Consider the following 16,568-nt stretch of genomic DNA (forward strand, 5'->3'; position numbering starts at 1 on the left):
TTTGAAACTATGGCAGCAACCGCAAGAAACGTCTTGTTTTGCTGACGGATTACATGCCGATACTACTGAATGCTATTCAGTAGGGCTGTGGAATTCGGGGCAGTTGCGACCGGCTTGCATCAAGTCGGGCGGAGAATTCTAGGTCGGATCAGCAGGGCGAACGAAGCATAAGCAATGCGGCGGCTGCAAACATGGTGTCGATGGTGCACCCATGGTGCAGGGGATTTCCGATTGCAGATCAAGAGTTTGACACCATGTGCACCGTTTGCACCATTGTTTTCATGCATAAGCAGTTTTGTAGGTAATTCGCATCCGCCACCACTTACGTCTAAATACGCTGATCCGATGGTGTCGATGGTGCAAACGGTGTCACCGTCTTGAAAACCAAGCAGTTTCCGCCTGCACCATGCCCGCACCATGTGCACCATCAGCCCGCTAAGCTACGCTCCACGAACCAATATGTCCCACGGCTTGTCGCGTGCTTAGACAACTTCAAAGCTAAGTTCCTTCCGGTATCGGCTTCGAACTCGAAGATGCGCCCATTAAATCTGGTCAAGAACGCACCCATTGCTTTTCGCTCGTCCTTGAAGCCGAAATCGAAGTCAATGTTCAGCGCTCGAACCAGATCGACCACATCACCAGCTCGTACTGGTTTCGACCACTCAGCGCGGCGCACAGGCTCGCCATACTCGTTTCGATCCCCCGAGGGGTTAACTCGTCCACGATGCGCCTTGTCCATCGCAATGAACAATTCCCGCGCAACTTCTTCCTCAGGGTCTTCTGGCCGACGTTCCACGGGCGTATCAAGGAAACCGCTGACGCCGATACAATCGAACAGTCCCGACATCTTCGCCGCCCATGCCTCGTAGGATGCTTTTGACCCCGATCCCATTGGCATTCCAAGATTGACCCAATACTGGATGATCGTCAGGGCAGCACGTACCTGGTCTGCCTGATGATCACGCACCCATGACTTCAAGTCTTTGATGCGGAACCCTGAAACGTCCCGATCTTCGGGGTTTGCCATCTTTGCATCCATGCGAATGTCCACGGTGCGTCGATATAGTTCGCCTGAAAGGTCGGTGTTATTGCCCGAGCCGACCCACTGTACTTGCACAGGTACGCGGAGCATCTTCGATACGCCTAGGATGCGGGCGGCATAAACCTCAGCGGTCAGGACGGACGCAAACGATGCTGAGTTCAGAACATTGGCATTGTCGAAATAGACGCACCGAATACCATCGACGAAACAAGCTGTGAGGGTTTTCTTCATTTCGTCGTCAGAGCGGGGCGGTGTTTGGGCGTCGGGCCAAGCACCAAGCGTGGGAAACAGTGATGTTTCGATGAACAGGGATGCCCCTGTACCCGCTGCTGGCTTATTGATGAAATAGAGGGGCGTCGGCCCGAACATGTCGCGCATGTACGGTTCGAGCATCATCGCGAGCGCATGAACTTTGTCCGATTTGTCCTCGAATGGAAACTGCGAAATTGGTGTCCATAGCTGCCTCAACGCCGACCAAACTTGCTGACGCGTCGGCTCTGTTGGCACATCAACCGACACTTGCAGGTCGAGGAAGATCCCCGACGTTTCGTCAAAGCCATTCTCGTTCAGAAGTCGTCCGTCGCTGGTAAATGTCGGAACAATAGAGACTTGCTTGAGAGTTGGCACGGTCACGTCGCGGCGGCGCGCGGCCAGCATGTCTTCAACAACGTTCGCAGGGGCCGATACGGGTTTCCATTTTTGGTCATCCCTTGTGTACCAAGTCGTACAACGGTTCAGTTCGAACTTTAGGCCCGAACCATCCAGCAACTGCATTCGACCATCGTCCACGCGAGCGAGCGCCTCTCCATAGGCATACACCCCGGGATCACCATCAATTCGATACTCGGACAGCGCATCCCATGCTTGCTTTGCGACTTCGGCCACTTGCGCGGAAAGAAAAACTGCTGAGCCTGTGCCCTTTGGATTGCTTTTTTTCCATCCGAGCCAAAACGCGATCTCCTGCATCCACTCAATGGGAATACCCAAAATCTCGGCTGCTCTTGGAATACCAGCAACCTTGCGACCGGCTTCGAGGCGCTTGAGAGTGCGCCGCGCCTTTGACGCCCGCATTTTGATTTCGTCGTCCCCAGTCAAGCGGCAGAGATACGTCATGAAGTTTGTAATCTGTTCTTCGGACCACTCTGCGCGGACCATGCACCCGGTCAAAGCCAACGCAAGTTCATCGCGCATTCCTTCACCGGGATAAAAGCGGGTCAGCACAGCAACCGCAGCGTAGGCACCCGCCTGTCCGACGAGGCTATCGGTTGGCATTTCAATTGGAAGTTGCCGATTGATCCATTCAAGTTTGTCCCCGTCGGGATGTGTGCTTCCGGGTATCATTGCCTGATAGGCTTCCCCCTCCGACGAAGTGCGCAGTTCGCAAACGGTGTACGCGTGATCGCCGGTGAGCAAAGGTGCCCCCGTCACTTTGGGCAACTTGAAGGTCACAGGCCGGTCCAAGTCACTACGATAGATTAGGTGAGTGACTTCGCCTTTTCGTCCCCAGACAAGCGTGTTGTAGTTCCCGTCGGTGAAGATGCGGCGCATCTCAGGCCAGTCGAGATCGACATCAACCATACCTTTCTCGACAACGAGGCCGACTTGATTTCCGAGGTCGTCAGCGCTGTAACTGTTTTGACCCCAATTGTTGTCTCTTGGGCGTTTCTGGCCATCCAGCAGAGGGACTAACCGATAGCCAGCTTCGATAAGTGATTTTTCCATACCATTTCAGGTTGGACCCACATCATTGGTTCGGAACTGTCGCAGACTCGTCTATAAGCGAGTTATCCCATTGACTTCGTGATAGCGCCAAACCAATGGGGCGGGCCTCAAGCCTGCCCCACTTCTTTAGTTTTTGCCCATGCCATAACGGCGTCACGGTCATACCGAATGGTACGTTCCGACCAGTACATTGCTGGCGGTGCGTCGCCTTCGCTTTTCCATTCGTAAAACTTGCGTTCCGAAATTTGGAGGAATTCGCAAACTTGACGAGGGGTCATGAGTTTGGGGAGGTTGAGCCGGAATTCCAACTCTTCGATGCGCTGTTCGAGCGCGCGCAATACTTCGGCAGACATAGTGATTACGTCCTTTCAGTCTGTCCATCCAAACAGGGTGGCCTGAAAAGACGCGTTGTTGCGCCATGACGGTTATTGTGGCCTTCGCTCCATCGGATCGCCCGTCATGGCGGGCCAATGGATTTCACTGTTGCGCCCCACAATGGGCCGCAACACATTCATGGTGCACTCAAACGTCTACTGCAACTTCGAAAACAGGTGCTGTCTTAATTCGTTCGAACAGCACAGTTTCGATCATTGTGGGCGCACTCTTTCCGACGCGAGCCGTGTATTTCATCAGCATTTTTCCATCGCCTTGTGCCGACTTGTCGCCGCGTAGGTAATGCATGACGTGATCAGGCAAAAGCGCCTCGTTGCAGGCTTCTTGGAAAAACTTTCGAGAGTCATGGGGGCGAATGACATTCACTTTTTTGCCATTGACCATAGCTTTGAGCGGTTCAAGGCCGTGCCCACCGCCGACATAACCAGTGACCGTGTTGGCGGGAAACACCATTTCACTGTTTGATTGACGGATGGCGGTTAAGGCCTGCTTTACAGCATCTCCGATTGGTAACGCCCGGTTGCGGACGCCCGATTTGAGTTTTGGAAACACAAGCTCTTGGCGCTGCAAATCTACGAAACCATTTGTTCCGTCAGCTGACCAGCGAAGCGAGCACACATCTTCGACGCGGATACCTGTAAACAGCATCACGACCCAAGCGGTGCCCAGTATAATGTTCTGTTCTCGTTTCTCCCAAATCGCACCCCAAACCGTCGATAAGTCATCGGGGTCCAGATCGCGGTGAATGTCGCACAGATCGTACCAAAGAGGCGGGCGTTCATTCGCCTTTGGAACGGTAACTCCTTGGACGGGATTTCTGATCTCCAGCCGGTTAAAGGCGGAAGACAGGGCGACACGTACATGTCTTTTTGTTGCTGCCGAGTTATCACCCCGGCCAGTGTCGATGCTATTTATTGTTCGCTGAACCATGATGGTGGAAACATCGGTAGGTGACTTGTCGAGAATGTCAGCGGCCCAGCGTTCCAATTTGCCTGTCATATCCAGCCGGTGTTTTTCAGACATCTGACTAGAATCGCAGTGATGGTTCCACGCATCACGCACCGTTCTTATCTCAGCACCGGCCGCGTTCCCCCGATGCGCGGCCAGAGCCTTGATTTTAGACATTGCCTGTGCCGCCGTTGTCTCAGGGAACGTGGCATTCAGCGATTTCTGCTGAGACTTTCCATTTAATCGGCCTTTGAAATACCAGGTGGCTGCTCTCTTGCCGACACCAAGGTAAAGGCATTCGTATTTTCGGTCTTCGTGCTTGTACCAAATTGTGCCTGTCTCTGGCTTGTTTTTGGCGGCTTTGCGAACCTGCGGAACACTGTCGAAATTCAGAGTTGGGGTTTCATTGCGGGACATGGGGGATCACTTTTTCAAACAATTTTCAAACGAAACGCGACATTAAGTTGCGCCAATATGCAGTGTCAACCGACTGATTATCGTTTGAAATATCATTTAATGTATTGTTTTTTATAAATTACTGCACCAACGTGCAGTATCCGTATAAATCTACTTTTCTGATTTGTAATCAGTAGGTCCGCGGTTCGAGTCCGTGTGGGGGCACCACCATCGTCACTTCAGAGCCATTATTCCTTGTTTCATCGGGCTGGCGGCCCGAGATTTGGGGCGCAAATAAGGGCGCCTTCATTGTTTTGGGGGCGAACATGGGGAACCAAAAGCCGAAACCTCTGGACGGAACGTGCGGTGGCTAGGCTGGCGGTCATCCTGCAGCGGAACCTCGGATCGGCTCGGGTTGAAGCAGTCACCCTGTCGCAAAACGAGCAGTTGACAGGTTCCCTTTGCAAAGGCTCACTTAGCGGCTTTTCAATCAGTTTGGTTGGCAGTAAGAGTTCTCAGACGTCGCTGGCCTTGGGGCCTTGGTGACGCGCGGATGTGGCGAAACTGGTAAACGCAAGGGACTTAAAATCCCTCGCCCTAGGGCTTGCGGGTTCGATCCCCGCCATCCGCACCACTCAACCGGTCAGACCGGAAAACCCAGCTGGGTGATCAGCCGCCAGATGTCGCGGTTCGCAGCAGAGAGTTGAGCCACGATGTCTTCGATCTCCTGAATGGCCTTTTCGTCAACGGTGTCTTCGCGCCCCAGCTTTATGTCGGTCTTTCGATCCGCGATGCGCATCAGGATGGTTTTGGGGTTTCCGCTGTCGGCATCGAACGAGTAGATGCAGTGATTGTACCTGTTGCGGATGAAGGACAGTTTGCTCAGCCGCTGGGTGTGCTCCAGAATCGGATCGCGGATTTCGGCCGGCCGGCCGTCCATCTTGGCCAGCCGCTCGACCAGATCGATCCGGGCGCGCGTTGTGTTGAGGGTCAGGAATATGATGACCGCGACATCCTTGTTGGTGCCGCTCAGGCCGGCGATCAGGTGGATCAACAGGCTTTCCGTGTTGGTCCACATGTAGTTCAACTTGCCGACCAGTAGGATCAGGCGGTCAAAACGGGTTTCGAGTGTTTCATTCAATGGTCTGACCGTGTGTTTGGTCTGCGGTCACTTCGAAATAGAACTGCGCAGCCGCAGTCCTGTTGCTGACGCCTATCTTGCCCGCAACATTGTGCATGTGCAGCTTTACCGTGTGCTCGGTAATGCCGAGGTTTGCTGCGATGATCTTGTTGCTCTGGCCTTTCGAGACCAGTTGCAGAACCTGTTTTTCCCGCCGGGTCAGCCGAGAATAGATCGGATGAGGTTCTTTCGGTCTCGGTTTTGGCTCTACGGGGCTTTTGCTCAGCAGGCGGGGTTTGCTCTGGGGGCGGGGCGCAGAGACGCAATCGGCCAGAAAGCTGGGCAGGTAAAGCTCTTCATGCATCAGCAGTCGCAAGATCGAGCGCCATACATCCGGCGCGACGTTCATGGGGAGATAGCCGATATCTCCGAACTGAGCCCGGTCCCAGGTTTCGAACAATGACCGCGCGGCGTCCTCCTTGCGGTAGGCGAAGGCCAGACAGCCTGTCCCGGCGGCTTCTTTATAGGCGTCTGGACGGGCAAGCAGATCATCCAGCATGATCTGATCGACCACCACCACCTTGCCGGCCACCAAGCCCGGATCTCCTATCGGTTTCAGATCGGCGATGTCCTCATAGCGGTGCGCGGACACGCCGAACTCCGACTGAACACTTCGTAGAGTTTGATTTGAATAGAAGAGTTCCTTGCCGATGAAATTGATCGAAAAGTCCTCGGAACAAACGTTTAGTTGGGCAGCACTATCCTGCAATGGATTGCTCATTACTTCCCCCTATAAACCCACGCCGCCTAATCTGCGGCGAAATCGTAAACAACACGCGGTGCGTAAATTAACGGTAAATTAACTGCTATTGCCTAGTAACTATACCCTAAAGTCTATTTTTCATCAACATTCCGTGTTGTCCTGCCGATAGGGATTAGAACTTTAGTATAGGTTCATCATCGGTTCTCTCGTAAAAGTAGAGCAAAAATATGGTTTTAACCGTTTGGCCGAAATTCGGCCTCATTTTCGTGCCTAGGCTTGGATTTTCAGAGTAGTTTTCGGAAATTTATATTTAAAATCAATCTGATAGGCTGTCTAATGCTTTAGGGCAGCTATTCAGGCCGCCTCCCTGCTGCAACCATGACCCTGCTTCAATTTGGGAAGCAATGTCCTGACGTGTCCGCGAATCGCGCATTTACGTGAATTTCAATTCCGCGGTCAGCACATCGGCTTAGCCGGGAAAGGGAGGTGGAAGACGAATTCACTGAACAAGACCGCATCATGCGCGTGTTGCGCTTGATTGCATAAATTTTGTTTCAACTGCGCCAGTAGCCGTTTTGTAGATGAATGACGGTCGGGCGCTTAAAAAGTGGAATTTTAATATGAAACGTCAACAACCGCATAATACCGCAATCGGTGAAGTGAATGTCGAAAAGGCATATGTTCCGGTCAAAGCAGACGTTGATATCAAGCACGCTGAAATCGATGCTGATGTGAACAAGCAAGACAACGACAACAAGAACGACCAGGACCAAGGTCAGCAACAGGGTCAGCTGCAGGGGCAGAAGACCGACGTTGATAACAAGAACGACGTTGAAAACAAGAACGACAACGACGTTGAAAACAAAAACGGTCAGGGTCAGGACCAAGGCCAAGGTCAGAAACAAGGTCAGGCCCAGAAAAACGGCGATAATGACAACGACAACTCGAACCAAGTCAACATCGACTTTGGTGGCGGCGAGTGGATTCCGCGCGACGATGACCAGATCGACGTCGACCTGAAGAACGTTGGCTCTGTCGAAGACATCATCTCCGTTGGTAACAACTTTGACTATGATCCTGGCGACGATATGAACCTGGACATCTCAATGGATGGTCAGGGCAACGATATGTTGTCAATCAACAACCAACTGGGTCATCTGTCAGACGACGACACCCTGGGCAATGCCGAGGTGTCGAATGACTATGGTAGCTTCTCGCAGTCAGGTAATGCCACCGGTGGTAAAGCTTACGCCGACGAAGGTATCGGATCGCAGGCAGACGGAGGAAACTCCGGTGACGGCGGTGCAACCGAAGGTGGTAAGGCTATTTCCTTCACCAAAGGCGGCGAGGCCTACGGTGATGGCGGCAAGACCGGTGACGCCGACGCTGACGCAGATGCCGGAAACGGTGGCGACTCGGGTGATGCAACAACCCTGGGTCTGAACTTTGGTAAGTCCGAAGCAAACGCCAGTGGTTCTGGTGATGGTGGCAATTCTGGCGATGCAGTCGGCCTTTCGAAGGCCGAAAATGCTGGTTCGTCGAACGTAAATGACACCGACGGCGACGGTGGTGACGGCGGAACTGCCGCATCGCTGGGACTGGGTCTTGGCCTGTCGGGCGCTGGCAACAACGGTCAGTCGACCGGTGGCGAAAATGACAGCGTAGCACTTGCCAAAGGCGGAGCCCTTGCAGCCAACGACGCATCGGCTGACGGCGCAGAAGGCGGCGACAGCGGTGCAGGTAACCTTGGTCTGGCCAAGAACGAAGCCGAAAGTGAAGCCGAAGGAAATGACAATGCTTCGGGTGGCAACATCGGTCTCGGCCTCGCAGGTGCTGGTGCCGGAGGTATCACAGATACCGATGGCGGAACCGGTACTGGTGGCTCTGGTGACGGCGGCGAAGGCAACGGTGCCATGGGTGACGGCGGCGACGCCAACGGTGGCGGCGGTACCGCCGGTGACGCTAATCAGGGTGACATTGCTGTTGCAGCTAACAAGCAACTGAACGGTCTGGTTGGTCTGAACAAGGGCGACGCAGATGCCAGCAACGGTGGTGGTGACAACAACGAAGGTGGCAACGCCAACGCTGGTGGCGGTGACGCTGGCGAAGGTCGCGGCGGCACCGGTATCGGTGGTGACGGTCCTGGTGGTGCCGGCGACGGTGGTAACGGCAACGGCGGTAACGTCGATGCTGACGCAGACGCCCAAGGCGTAGGCGATCAGGATGCAACCGGTCCGGTTGTAACCCCGACTGCTGGTGACGTTGTTGGTACGGCCCGCAACGATCAGGATGCGGACTCCGATGCCGGCAACGGTGGAACCAACGATACCGACGGTACCGCGGACGCGGACGGAATCGCCACGGCGACGGCTGACGGCGTCGGCGGCGGCGGTGGCGCAATCGACCAGGATGCGCGTTCCGATGGCACCGGATCTGTAGATGCCGACAACGACGCCGGTAACGGCGGAGATTCCGAAGTATTCGCGAAAGCGGACACTGACGGAAGCGCAGACAGCCTGGCCGCGGCAATTTCGGGCTACGGCGGCGCTGGCAGCTCGGACAACGATGCGACATCGACCGGTTGGGCCAAATCTGACGGCACATCCGAGTCGGGCATCGGTGGCGGCGGCGGTGCTGCTCAGGCATTCGGTGGAACCAGCGGTAACGCACACGGGTTCGCCGAATCTGGCAACACCTTTGGCGGTGCCGTTGACGGTGGCGACGCATGGGGTGCGAACTCGGGCGCTGGTGGTAATGGTGGCAACGCCGGAACCTGGGGCTCGAACAACGGTGGCGACGGCATCGTGAACGGCGAGTCGCACGCATCGGCTGCTGCGGTAGTTGACACATCGGCCTTCAACCAGTCGATCGTCATGGGTGCCAACGTTCTTGGCAACGATGTCGATACCACGATGGTTGGCGGCAACATGTCGTCCAGCTACTCCAGCGACGACACCGACGTATAAGCGGAAACAGAGCCCGCTCAGGCGGGCTCTTACCCCTTCCAAGAAAACGCCGGGGCCGCACCAGGCGGCCTCGGCCCAACTGAACCTAATCCGGAAATTTCAGGCCGGGGCGGGGAAAGGAAAACAAAAATGCCTCTCGACAGTATTACGGAACAGATTGCACATTTCATTGGAACATTTGAGTTAACTACCGAGCAGGCCCGGTGGCGTGATCAGTATGAAGAATTTGTTGCTCTAAGACGGAAAGCGGAACTTGAAGAACTGGAAGATCCGACACGAATTCAAGTTAAAGCACATTTGAAGCTGGACCCGGGTGATTTCGACCCGCTGCCTTACAAATTCTCCGGCGTGAAAGCCGATGTCCCCCCACCACCTGCGATACCTGGCCCGATTGAAGACACCAGTGTTTCCTTTGGCCCCGAATTCGGCCCGGATGCATATTTTCCCGATGCGCAGTTTTCGGCCATGACGCAGCTGAACGTCGTGATGAAGCCGGTTTTTGAAACTGAACTGATCGGCTCGGCGGTTACGTACACGTTCCAGAAAATTCACCTGAATGACAACGACACCGTGGGCGAAGGGGACTTCCGCGATGTCGAAGCGCTGATGGCAGAGGGTCAAGCTACATTGCAGGTGGCGCTGACCTTGCACGCGGTGTCACCCCCGTCGATCCATATTATGGACTACCAGTCCGGCGAAGCGGTCGAGCTATTGCTGGATCAGATTTATACGCCCGTGAACGTCGAAATTGACGGTGTCACGGTGCATCAGTTCCTGGGCGAAGGCGCCACGGGCATGATCGTGAACGGCGAACATGTCGATGAGATGCCTGATTTTCTGGAATTGATCCCAGAGCACCACAAAGCGGACATTGAGGAAGAAGAAGAGGACGAGATTTCCGAGGCGTTGCCAGCCGAGTGGGACCAGTCCGAAGACCCCGAATTCGAGGACGGCCATTCCGTCGTCGCGGGCGGCAATTGGGCCGTCAACGAGGTCTCGGTCTCTGTTGGTTGGGTTGACGCGCCCAATATCGTGGTCGGCGGAAACTCGGTGAACCTGACTGTCGTAAGCCAGGTCGCCGTTGTTGTGGATGTCGACGAAGGTGAAGAAGGCGTCCAGAGCGAAACGCACGTGGTTCAAGCGTCCGAGATCAGTTCTGAATCGCATGCTGCGCCCTGGTTGGAAGACAATGTCGCGGATGAAGTCGAGGAGGGCGAGGAGGCCGAAGACCCCCTTATCGTGATCGACTGGATCAGTGGCGATCTGCTGGTAACGAACTTCATCAAGCAAGTTATCGACGCCACGGATATCGACCAGATTTCTGCCGAAATCACTGCATCGTCCACTGCGTATACGTTGGGTGACAACATCATGACCAACGTGACCGACATCCTTCAGCTTGGCTCTTTCTATGACTTGATCATCATCGGCGGTGACATGATCTCGATCGATGTTGTGAACCAGACCATCGTGTTGATGGACAGTGATGTGGTTCACGGTGCAAGCCCGACCGATGCAGAAGACAATCTGGTGATGAACAAGGTCTCGCTGACGGCCGAGGGTGAAGATACCCACGAAGCGTTGAGCCAGAACATGGCCAGTACAATCGGTATGCAGGAAGTCGATTCCGATGCGCTCGAGGATGCGCTGCTGAACGATCCCATGTATGCCGGAACCGAACTGGTCCGGGTTCTCAAGATCGAAGGTGACCTGCTGCAGGTCAACGTGATCGAACAGGTGACCTTGCTGCAGGATGACGACGACGTTTATGTCGATACCCCGGGTGGGCAAGAAGTTTCAGCCCTGGGTGCCGGCAACGCTCTTTTGAACTCGGCCAATGTGACCAAGATGGGCGTCGACTCTGTCGTTATGGCTCAGGAAGAAGAGTATTCTGAAGTGATGTTGCATCAGGCAAGCCTGATCGACAGCCCGGAAGAAGAAAACAGTGAGCTGGCCAACGAAGCGATCGCGATCCTGATGGAAGAGGCTGATGCGGCAGGCGACGCCGAAAACTTGTCCGGTGCGTCTACACTTACCTCCTCTGAAATGGCAGCCATCGACGACGGCCTACAAACTATGCTAGCGTAGTAACCCTGTTTGTTACGAGTGACCTGAAAGTTTTAACATGTCGATTGTTTTTCCGTCGCGCCCGAGTCGATACGCCAGCCCATTGGATCGTAACGGCGGCGGCGTTTCTAAACCGCCAAGCGCGGGCCAGTCTGATAAGAAATCAAAGAAAACACCCGGATTACGACTTAGCGAAGATTTACGCATCAGTGATCCGCAAGACGGTAAACGGGAGGCAGTCGCCGAAAGCGATGCGAGCGCCGAAAATACCGTGAAAGCAAAACCCGCTCATCACCAAGCGAAAGTGGAACCGCAACTGCGCGCCGGACCTCCCCCCCGGCGCAAGCAGCCGCAGCCTGCCGAAGACAGTGACCAACAGGGCAGCGGTGCTGGGGTGGCCGACGCAGAGAGCCCCGATCCAGAACCCGTCAATAAGACGAGCGACCGTATACCCCCCGCGTCGCGCTCGAATGGCGGCGATCGCATGGGCACCACTATCGAGGCCAAGGCGAACGAACCATTGCTGCGCAGCAATTCAGGTGGCGGCGATGGGAAAGGGCCACCCCAAACATTTCACAAGCGCACCCCGCCAGAGGATTTTCGCAAGACATTGCGCATCTCGTTGCGGGCAATCTATCGCAATCTGGCCTTTGTGCTGGTGCTGACTTGCGCGACGAACATCCTGATCCTGGCGATCCCGATCTATCTGTTCCAGATCAGTGACCGTGTTCTGACCAGCCGGTCGCTGGATACGCTGATCATGCTGACGGCCATTGTCGCGGGGGCGGTGGTTTTCCAATCGGTCTTTGACGCGGTGCGGCGGTTCATGCTGATGCGGACCGCGGTCGAAGTGGCCGCCCGCCTTGGCGCTCCGATCCTCAGTGCAGCGGCCCATGCCTCGCTGCATGGCAGCGGGCGTGAATATCAAACACTGGGCGACCTTCAGCAAGTACGCGGATTTCTGACGTCGGGCACGTTGATATCCTTCCTTGATGTGCCCTTCGCCCCCTTGTTCATCTTGATGATCTTTCTGGTGCATCCGCAGCTTGGGATGATCGTGATCGTCACAGCTCTGCTGTTGATGACGATCGCATTCATCAACCAGCGCATGACGGCCAAGCCCTTCGCCGAGGCAAACAAGGCGCAGTCCATGGCCAACATGCATCTGGATTCGATGTCGCGAAACAGCCAGATCATCAACGCCCTGGCCATGATCCCCGAGGCCGTGCGCATCTGGGGCCGCGACACCGCACAATCGCTGACATGGCAGGTTCGCGCGCAGGATCGCAACGTGATCTTTGCCGCCATTTCCCGCGCGGTGCGCCTGTTGACGCAGATCTGCATTCTGGGCTGGGGCGCATTTCTGGCGCTGCAAGGCGAGATCACCGGCGGCATGGTTATTGCGGCTTCGATTATTGCAGGTCGGGCCTTTGCGCCGATCGAGGGTTCGATCGAAGGGTGGAACAGCTTCCTGCTGACCCGCGCTGCCTATGGCCGTATCAATCAACTGCTGTCCAATTCAGCGCTGCAATTCGAAAAGCTGCGCCTGCCGCGCCCCGAGGGACGGCTGGACGTGGAACGCCTGCTTTACGTGCCCGGCGGCACCAAGCGCGTCGTCCTGAACGGGATCAGTTTTTCGCTGAATCCGGGTGAGACACTGGCCATCATTGGCAATTCCGGTGCGGGTAAAACCACGCTGGGTAAAACGCTGGTCGGGTCGATCCTGCCGACATCGGGCAGTGTCCGTCTTGACCTGATGGATATCCGCAACTGGGACCCGCGCCAGTTTGGCGAAAGCATTGGGTACCTGCCGCAAGACGTGCAGCTGTTCCCCGGCACCATCAAGGACAATATCGGCCGGATGCGCTCGGACGCGACGGATGAGCAGATTCACGACGCTGCCGTTCTGGCCGATGTGCACAACATGATCGCAACGCTGCCGCAGGGCTATGAAACCGTGGTGGCTGCGGACGGCTCACCGCTGTCCGGCGGTCAGAAACAGCGCATCGCGCTGGCGCGGGCCTTCTTCGGCAATCCGCGCATGGTGGTGCTGGACGAGCCGAACTCGAACCTGGACGTGGCGGGCGACAAGGCGCTGTCGCGGGCCATCGAACAGGCGAAAGAAAGCAAGATCACTGTGGTAGTGATCACGCAGAAACCGACGCTTCTGAATGTGGTCGACAAGATCATGCTGCTGACGGATGGCCGGGTGGCGCTGTTTGGTCACCGCGAACAGGTTCTGCAACAACTGAACGGGCCGCGTAACAATGCGCCCGGCATTCAGAAGCAGTAAGGGGGGTGCGATATGAATGAACTGGTACCCGTTAACAACGATCCCAACGACCCGACGGTCTGGTATGCCGAAGTTCCGCGTTCGATAAACCGTCTGATCGTCATCGGGTTCGTCCTGCTGGTCGTCTGCTTTGGCGGCTTTGGCGTCTGGTCCTTCAGTGCGCCTCTGGCGGCGGCGGTGATCGCACAGGGCAGCTTTGTCGCCACTGGCCGCAACAAGATCGTGCAACACCTGGAAGGCGGCATCATTCAGGAAATTCAGGTGGTCGAAGGTCAGTCCGTCACAGCTGGTCAAGTGATGATGACGCTGGACCAGACCTCGGCAGAAGCGAACGAACGTGAATTGTTCATCCGCAAAATCCGCCTTCAAGCCATGTCCGAACGCCTGAACGCGGAATATGGCGAAGCACAACGGCTGGAGTTTTCCCCGAATCTGATCGACGCCTCGGATGATACCGAGGTGATGAGCATCCTAGACGGGCAGAAGATCACCTTTGACCTGTCCCGCAAGACCTTGCTGAACGACATCGCATTGCTTGAACGCAACATGGAAGCTCTGCGCATTCGATCAAGCGGGTTCGAGGCGCAATTGGACAGCATGGTGCGGCGGTCAGAAATCCTTCAGGAAGAGTTCGACACCAAGCAGGCGCTTTTCGAAAAAGGGCTGGTGCGCAAGGGTGAGCTGAACACCATTCGCCGGGTTCAGGCCGAAGCCGAAGGCCAGCAGGCGCGATTGCAGGCCGAGGCGGCTGAGATCAGCCAGATGCTGTTGAAATACGAAGAACAGATCTCTCGCACCCGGGCAGCCTATCGTGAGGCTGCGTTGGATGAGCTGGGCGTGATCGAAGCCGATCTGGAAAGTGTCCGCGAAAAAGCCCGTCAGGCCCGTAGTGTCCTGGACCGCGCGGTCGTGCGGGCTCCGGTGACGGGTACGGTGGTTCGGCTGCACTATCACACGCCGGGTGGCGTGATCGAAACCGGTGAACCCATCGCCGAGATTCTGCCCGCAGACGCCCCCCTGATCATCGAGGCGCAGATCCCGCGCACCGAGATCGACAGTGTTGTGACCGGGCAAGACGCGACCGTGCGTCTGGTGGCGCTGAACCAGCGGACAACGCCTGTGCTGAACGGTCAGGTGTTCTATCTTTCGGCTGACTCAGTGATCGAAGATACCAACGGTGCACCGCAAGAGGTCTATCTGGCCCGCATCTCGCTGGAACCGGAAGAGATCGAACGCGTACGGGGCTTTATCCCGACCCCGGGTATGCCCGCCGAGATCATGATCCAAACCGAAGAGCGCACGTTTGCTGCCTATATTGCGAAACCTGTGACAGACAGTATGTCGCGCGCGTTCCGCGAACAGTAACGGGCTGGCCGCACGGCAGTTCTGTACACTTTGCTAAAGAAAGTCACCCTTCGGCAATTGCCGGAGGGTTTCTCATGTCCTTGATTGTAAAAGACAAGATTTAGGTCACAAATGTTCCCCGTGCGCGCCGCGCTGGAAGGAGGCGACCTGTATGATCAGGCGTTCAGGAACGCCCGGACGGCGGCCTCGAACTCGCGGGGTTTTTCGGCGTGCAGCCAATGGCCCGCGCCGGGAATTTTGGCGAATTTGGCGGACGGGAACAGCGCGCGGATCAAATCGCGATGCTGGGGCAGGACATAGTCGGACTCTCCACCCGAAAGGAACAAGGCCGGGCCGTCCCACAATGCGTCCGCCTCCGGAAAGCCCATGATCATTGGCATTTCAGCCGCCAGAACATCGAGGTTCAACAGCCAGCGCTTTCCTTTGATATCAAGTGATTGCGTGAAAAAGCTCTGAAGCGCGGGTTCAACGCCCTGAACAGCCAGTTGCTGCGCGGCGTCCGAGCGTCGCTCGATCGTCGAGAAATCGACGGCGCGCATGGCTTCGATGAATTGGATCTGACTGTGGGTATAGGTCACCGGCGCGATGTCGGCGACCACCAGTTTGCGCACCAGATTCCCATGCTGCAGGGCCAGCGTCATCGCCGCCTTGCCGCCCATCGAATGGCCCACTACGTCGGCCTTACCGCCGAAATGTTCGATCACCTCTGCGAGATCATTGGCCAATTCCGGATAGCTGTGCTGATCGGTCCACATGCTGTAAGCGTGGTTGCGCATATCGACGGCCACAACTTGCCGCTCATCCGCCAGGCGCCGGGCAATCACACCCCAGTTCCGGGCCGAGCCATAAAGCCCGTGCGCAATCAGCAGAGGCGGGTTCGAAGTCGGTTCACCATGTATGATCGTGTTCAGCATGCGGCTGTGATACCCGCCGCGATCAGAAACAACCAGCCCCATTGTCGCCTTCGCTTATGGGGGTTAAGTTGGCAGCTTCGGAGGCCCCGTCATGTCGGAAAATACAGATATCCAAAGCCAGATTGCGCAAACGGTTCAGTTGCTGCGCAAGAAACTGGGTGTAAAGGACAAGACGCTGGCGGACTCGATCCGCAAGGCCAAACGGCTGCTGCCCCGGCGTATATACAAGCAGGCGCTGATGCTGGCGAATGCCGAGCAAATGGCGGCTCACCCAAAGTTGCGGCTGGTGCTGGATACTCCGAAGCTCGCGCGCGCGTCCGAAGAGGTTCAGGCGCATCTAAGCGGTATCAACCGTGCCGACCGGCGACTGGGATGGTTTCTGGGGATGCTGGGCGGGCTGGCGTTCAATCTGTTGGCCTTGTTGGCGCTGCTGATCGTTTTCCTGCGGTGGCAGGGGTTTATCTGATTTGCCGAAAAAAACGGCGCCCATCGGGCGCCGCTCAGGTCTTTGATTTTAAACCTGATTACAGGTTAGGATAGATCGGGAATTTGGCGCAGAGGTCTGCGACCTCGGCTTTG

Annotated in this window: 11 protein-coding genes and 1 tRNA gene; 6 read left to right on the forward strand and 6 right to left on the reverse strand. The window is 56.1% G+C overall.

All coding sequences use genetic code 11. The features are described from left to right. Nucleotides 1-427: 427 nt before the first annotated feature. From GOX88_RS17135 to GOX88_RS17145, 3 genes are all read right to left on the reverse strand, one after another. The gene (locus tag GOX88_RS17135; protein WP_170404453.1) at nucleotides 428-2,764 is read right to left on the reverse strand and encodes a bifunctional DNA primase/polymerase; all 2,337 of its coding nucleotides are present in this window, start codon (nucleotides 2,762-2,764) and stop codon (nucleotides 428-430) included. 107 nt (nucleotides 2,765-2,871) lie between these two features. Next, nucleotides 2,872-3,117: a helix-turn-helix transcriptional regulator gene (locus GOX88_RS17140; protein WP_170404456.1), complete on the reverse strand. Its 246-nt coding sequence runs from the start codon at nucleotides 3,115-3,117 to the stop codon at nucleotides 2,872-2,874. Nucleotides 3,118-3,286: 169 nt separating this feature from the next. Next, a complete protein-coding gene (locus GOX88_RS17145; RefSeq protein WP_170404459.1) occupies nucleotides 3,287-4,522 on the reverse strand; it encodes a tyrosine-type recombinase/integrase in 1,236 nt (411 codons plus the stop codon). Nucleotides 4,523-5,050: 528 nt separating this feature from the next. Here GOX88_RS17145 and GOX88_RS17150 point away from each other — a divergent pair. After that, nucleotides 5,051-5,135: transfer RNA gene (locus GOX88_RS17150), tRNA-Leu, on the forward strand. Nucleotides 5,136-5,144: 9 nt separating this feature from the next. Here the strand turns inward: GOX88_RS17150 and GOX88_RS17155 are convergent. Then, complete coding sequence (locus GOX88_RS17155) at nucleotides 5,145-5,642, reverse strand: hypothetical protein (protein WP_170404462.1); 498 nt, start codon at nucleotides 5,640-5,642, stop codon at nucleotides 5,145-5,147. After that, a complete protein-coding gene (locus tag GOX88_RS17160; protein WP_170404465.1) occupies nucleotides 5,635-6,402 on the reverse strand; it encodes a helix-turn-helix transcriptional regulator in 768 nt (255 codons plus the stop codon). Before GOX88_RS17160 ends, GOX88_RS17155 begins: the two co-directional genes overlap by 8 nt. Before the next feature lie 602 nt (nucleotides 6,403-7,004). Between GOX88_RS17160 and GOX88_RS17165 the strand changes: the two genes are divergently transcribed. The 4 genes from GOX88_RS17165 to GOX88_RS17180 all read left to right on the forward strand — a co-directional run bounded on the left by GOX88_RS17165 (nucleotide 7,005) and on the right by GOX88_RS17180 (nucleotide 15,075). After that, nucleotides 7,005-9,350 (forward strand): hypothetical protein, encoded by a 2,346-nt coding sequence (locus GOX88_RS17165; RefSeq protein ID WP_170404467.1) that lies wholly within the window; start codon nucleotides 7,005-7,007, stop codon nucleotides 9,348-9,350. Nucleotides 9,351-9,479: 129 nt separating this feature from the next. Further along, nucleotides 9,480-11,438, forward strand: coding sequence for a type I secretion protein (locus GOX88_RS17170; RefSeq protein WP_170404470.1), 1,959 nt, complete (start codon nucleotides 9,480-9,482; stop codon nucleotides 11,436-11,438). Nucleotides 11,439-11,901: 463 nt separating this feature from the next. Next, the gene (locus GOX88_RS17175) at nucleotides 11,902-13,710 is read left to right on the forward strand and encodes a type I secretion system permease/ATPase (RefSeq protein WP_254436195.1); all 1,809 of its coding nucleotides are present in this window, start codon (nucleotides 11,902-11,904) and stop codon (nucleotides 13,708-13,710) included. 12 nt (nucleotides 13,711-13,722) lie between these two features. Continuing rightward, nucleotides 13,723-15,075 carry an HlyD family type I secretion periplasmic adaptor subunit gene (locus GOX88_RS17180; RefSeq protein WP_170404475.1) on the forward strand — a complete coding sequence of 451 codons (1,353 nt, stop codon included), beginning with the start codon at nucleotides 13,723-13,725 and terminating at the stop codon, nucleotides 15,073-15,075. Between the two features lie 155 nt (nucleotides 15,076-15,230). Here the strand turns inward: GOX88_RS17180 and GOX88_RS17185 are convergent, their stop codons facing one another. Further along, nucleotides 15,231-16,031, reverse strand: coding sequence for an alpha/beta fold hydrolase (locus GOX88_RS17185; RefSeq protein WP_437436428.1), 801 nt, complete (start codon nucleotides 16,029-16,031; stop codon nucleotides 15,231-15,233). A gap of 49 nt (nucleotides 16,032-16,080) precedes the next feature. Here GOX88_RS17185 and GOX88_RS17190 point away from each other — a divergent pair, with 49 nt between their 5' ends. Then, nucleotides 16,081-16,455, forward strand: a complete 375-nt coding sequence (locus GOX88_RS17190; RefSeq protein ID WP_170404477.1) for a hypothetical protein — start codon at nucleotides 16,081-16,083, stop codon at nucleotides 16,453-16,455. The last annotated feature ends 113 nt before the right edge of the window (nucleotides 16,456-16,568 follow it).

The organism is Ruegeria arenilitoris, from assembly GCF_013030985.1.
Taxonomy (GTDB): Bacteria; Pseudomonadota; Alphaproteobacteria; order Rhodobacterales; family Rhodobacteraceae; genus Ruegeria; species Ruegeria arenilitoris_B.

What these genes read in the sequence shown, in the direction of transcription:
- GOX88_RS17135 (WP_170404453.1), bottom strand. Translation starts at nt 2,764, where the DNA reads ATGGAAAAATCACTTATCGAAGCTGGCTATCGGTTAGTCCCTCTGCTG.
- GOX88_RS17140 (WP_170404456.1), bottom strand. Translation starts at nt 3,117, where the DNA reads ATGTCTGCCGAAGTATTGCGCGCGCTCGAACAGCGCATCGAAGAGTTG.
- GOX88_RS17145 (WP_170404459.1), bottom strand. Translation starts at nt 4,522, where the DNA reads ATGTCCCGCAATGAAACCCCAACTCTGAATTTCGACAGTGTTCCGCAG.
- GOX88_RS17160 (WP_170404465.1), bottom strand. Translation starts at nt 6,402, where the DNA reads ATGAGCAATCCATTGCAGGATAGTGCTGCCCAACTAAACGTTTGTTCC.
- GOX88_RS17165 (WP_170404467.1), top strand. Translation starts at nt 7,005, where the DNA reads ATGAAACGTCAACAACCGCATAATACCGCAATCGGTGAAGTGAATGTC.
- GOX88_RS17170 (WP_170404470.1), top strand. Translation starts at nt 9,480, where the DNA reads ATGCCTCTCGACAGTATTACGGAACAGATTGCACATTTCATTGGAACA.
- GOX88_RS17175 (WP_254436195.1), top strand. Translation starts at nt 11,902, where the DNA reads ATGGGCACCACTATCGAGGCCAAGGCGAACGAACCATTGCTGCGCAGC.
- GOX88_RS17180 (WP_170404475.1), top strand. Translation starts at nt 13,723, where the DNA reads ATGAATGAACTGGTACCCGTTAACAACGATCCCAACGACCCGACGGTC.
- GOX88_RS17185 (WP_437436428.1), bottom strand. Translation starts at nt 16,031, where the DNA reads ATGGGGCTGGTTGTTTCTGATCGCGGCGGGTATCACAGCCGCATGCTG.
- GOX88_RS17190 (WP_170404477.1), top strand. Translation starts at nt 16,081, where the DNA reads ATGTCGGAAAATACAGATATCCAAAGCCAGATTGCGCAAACGGTTCAG.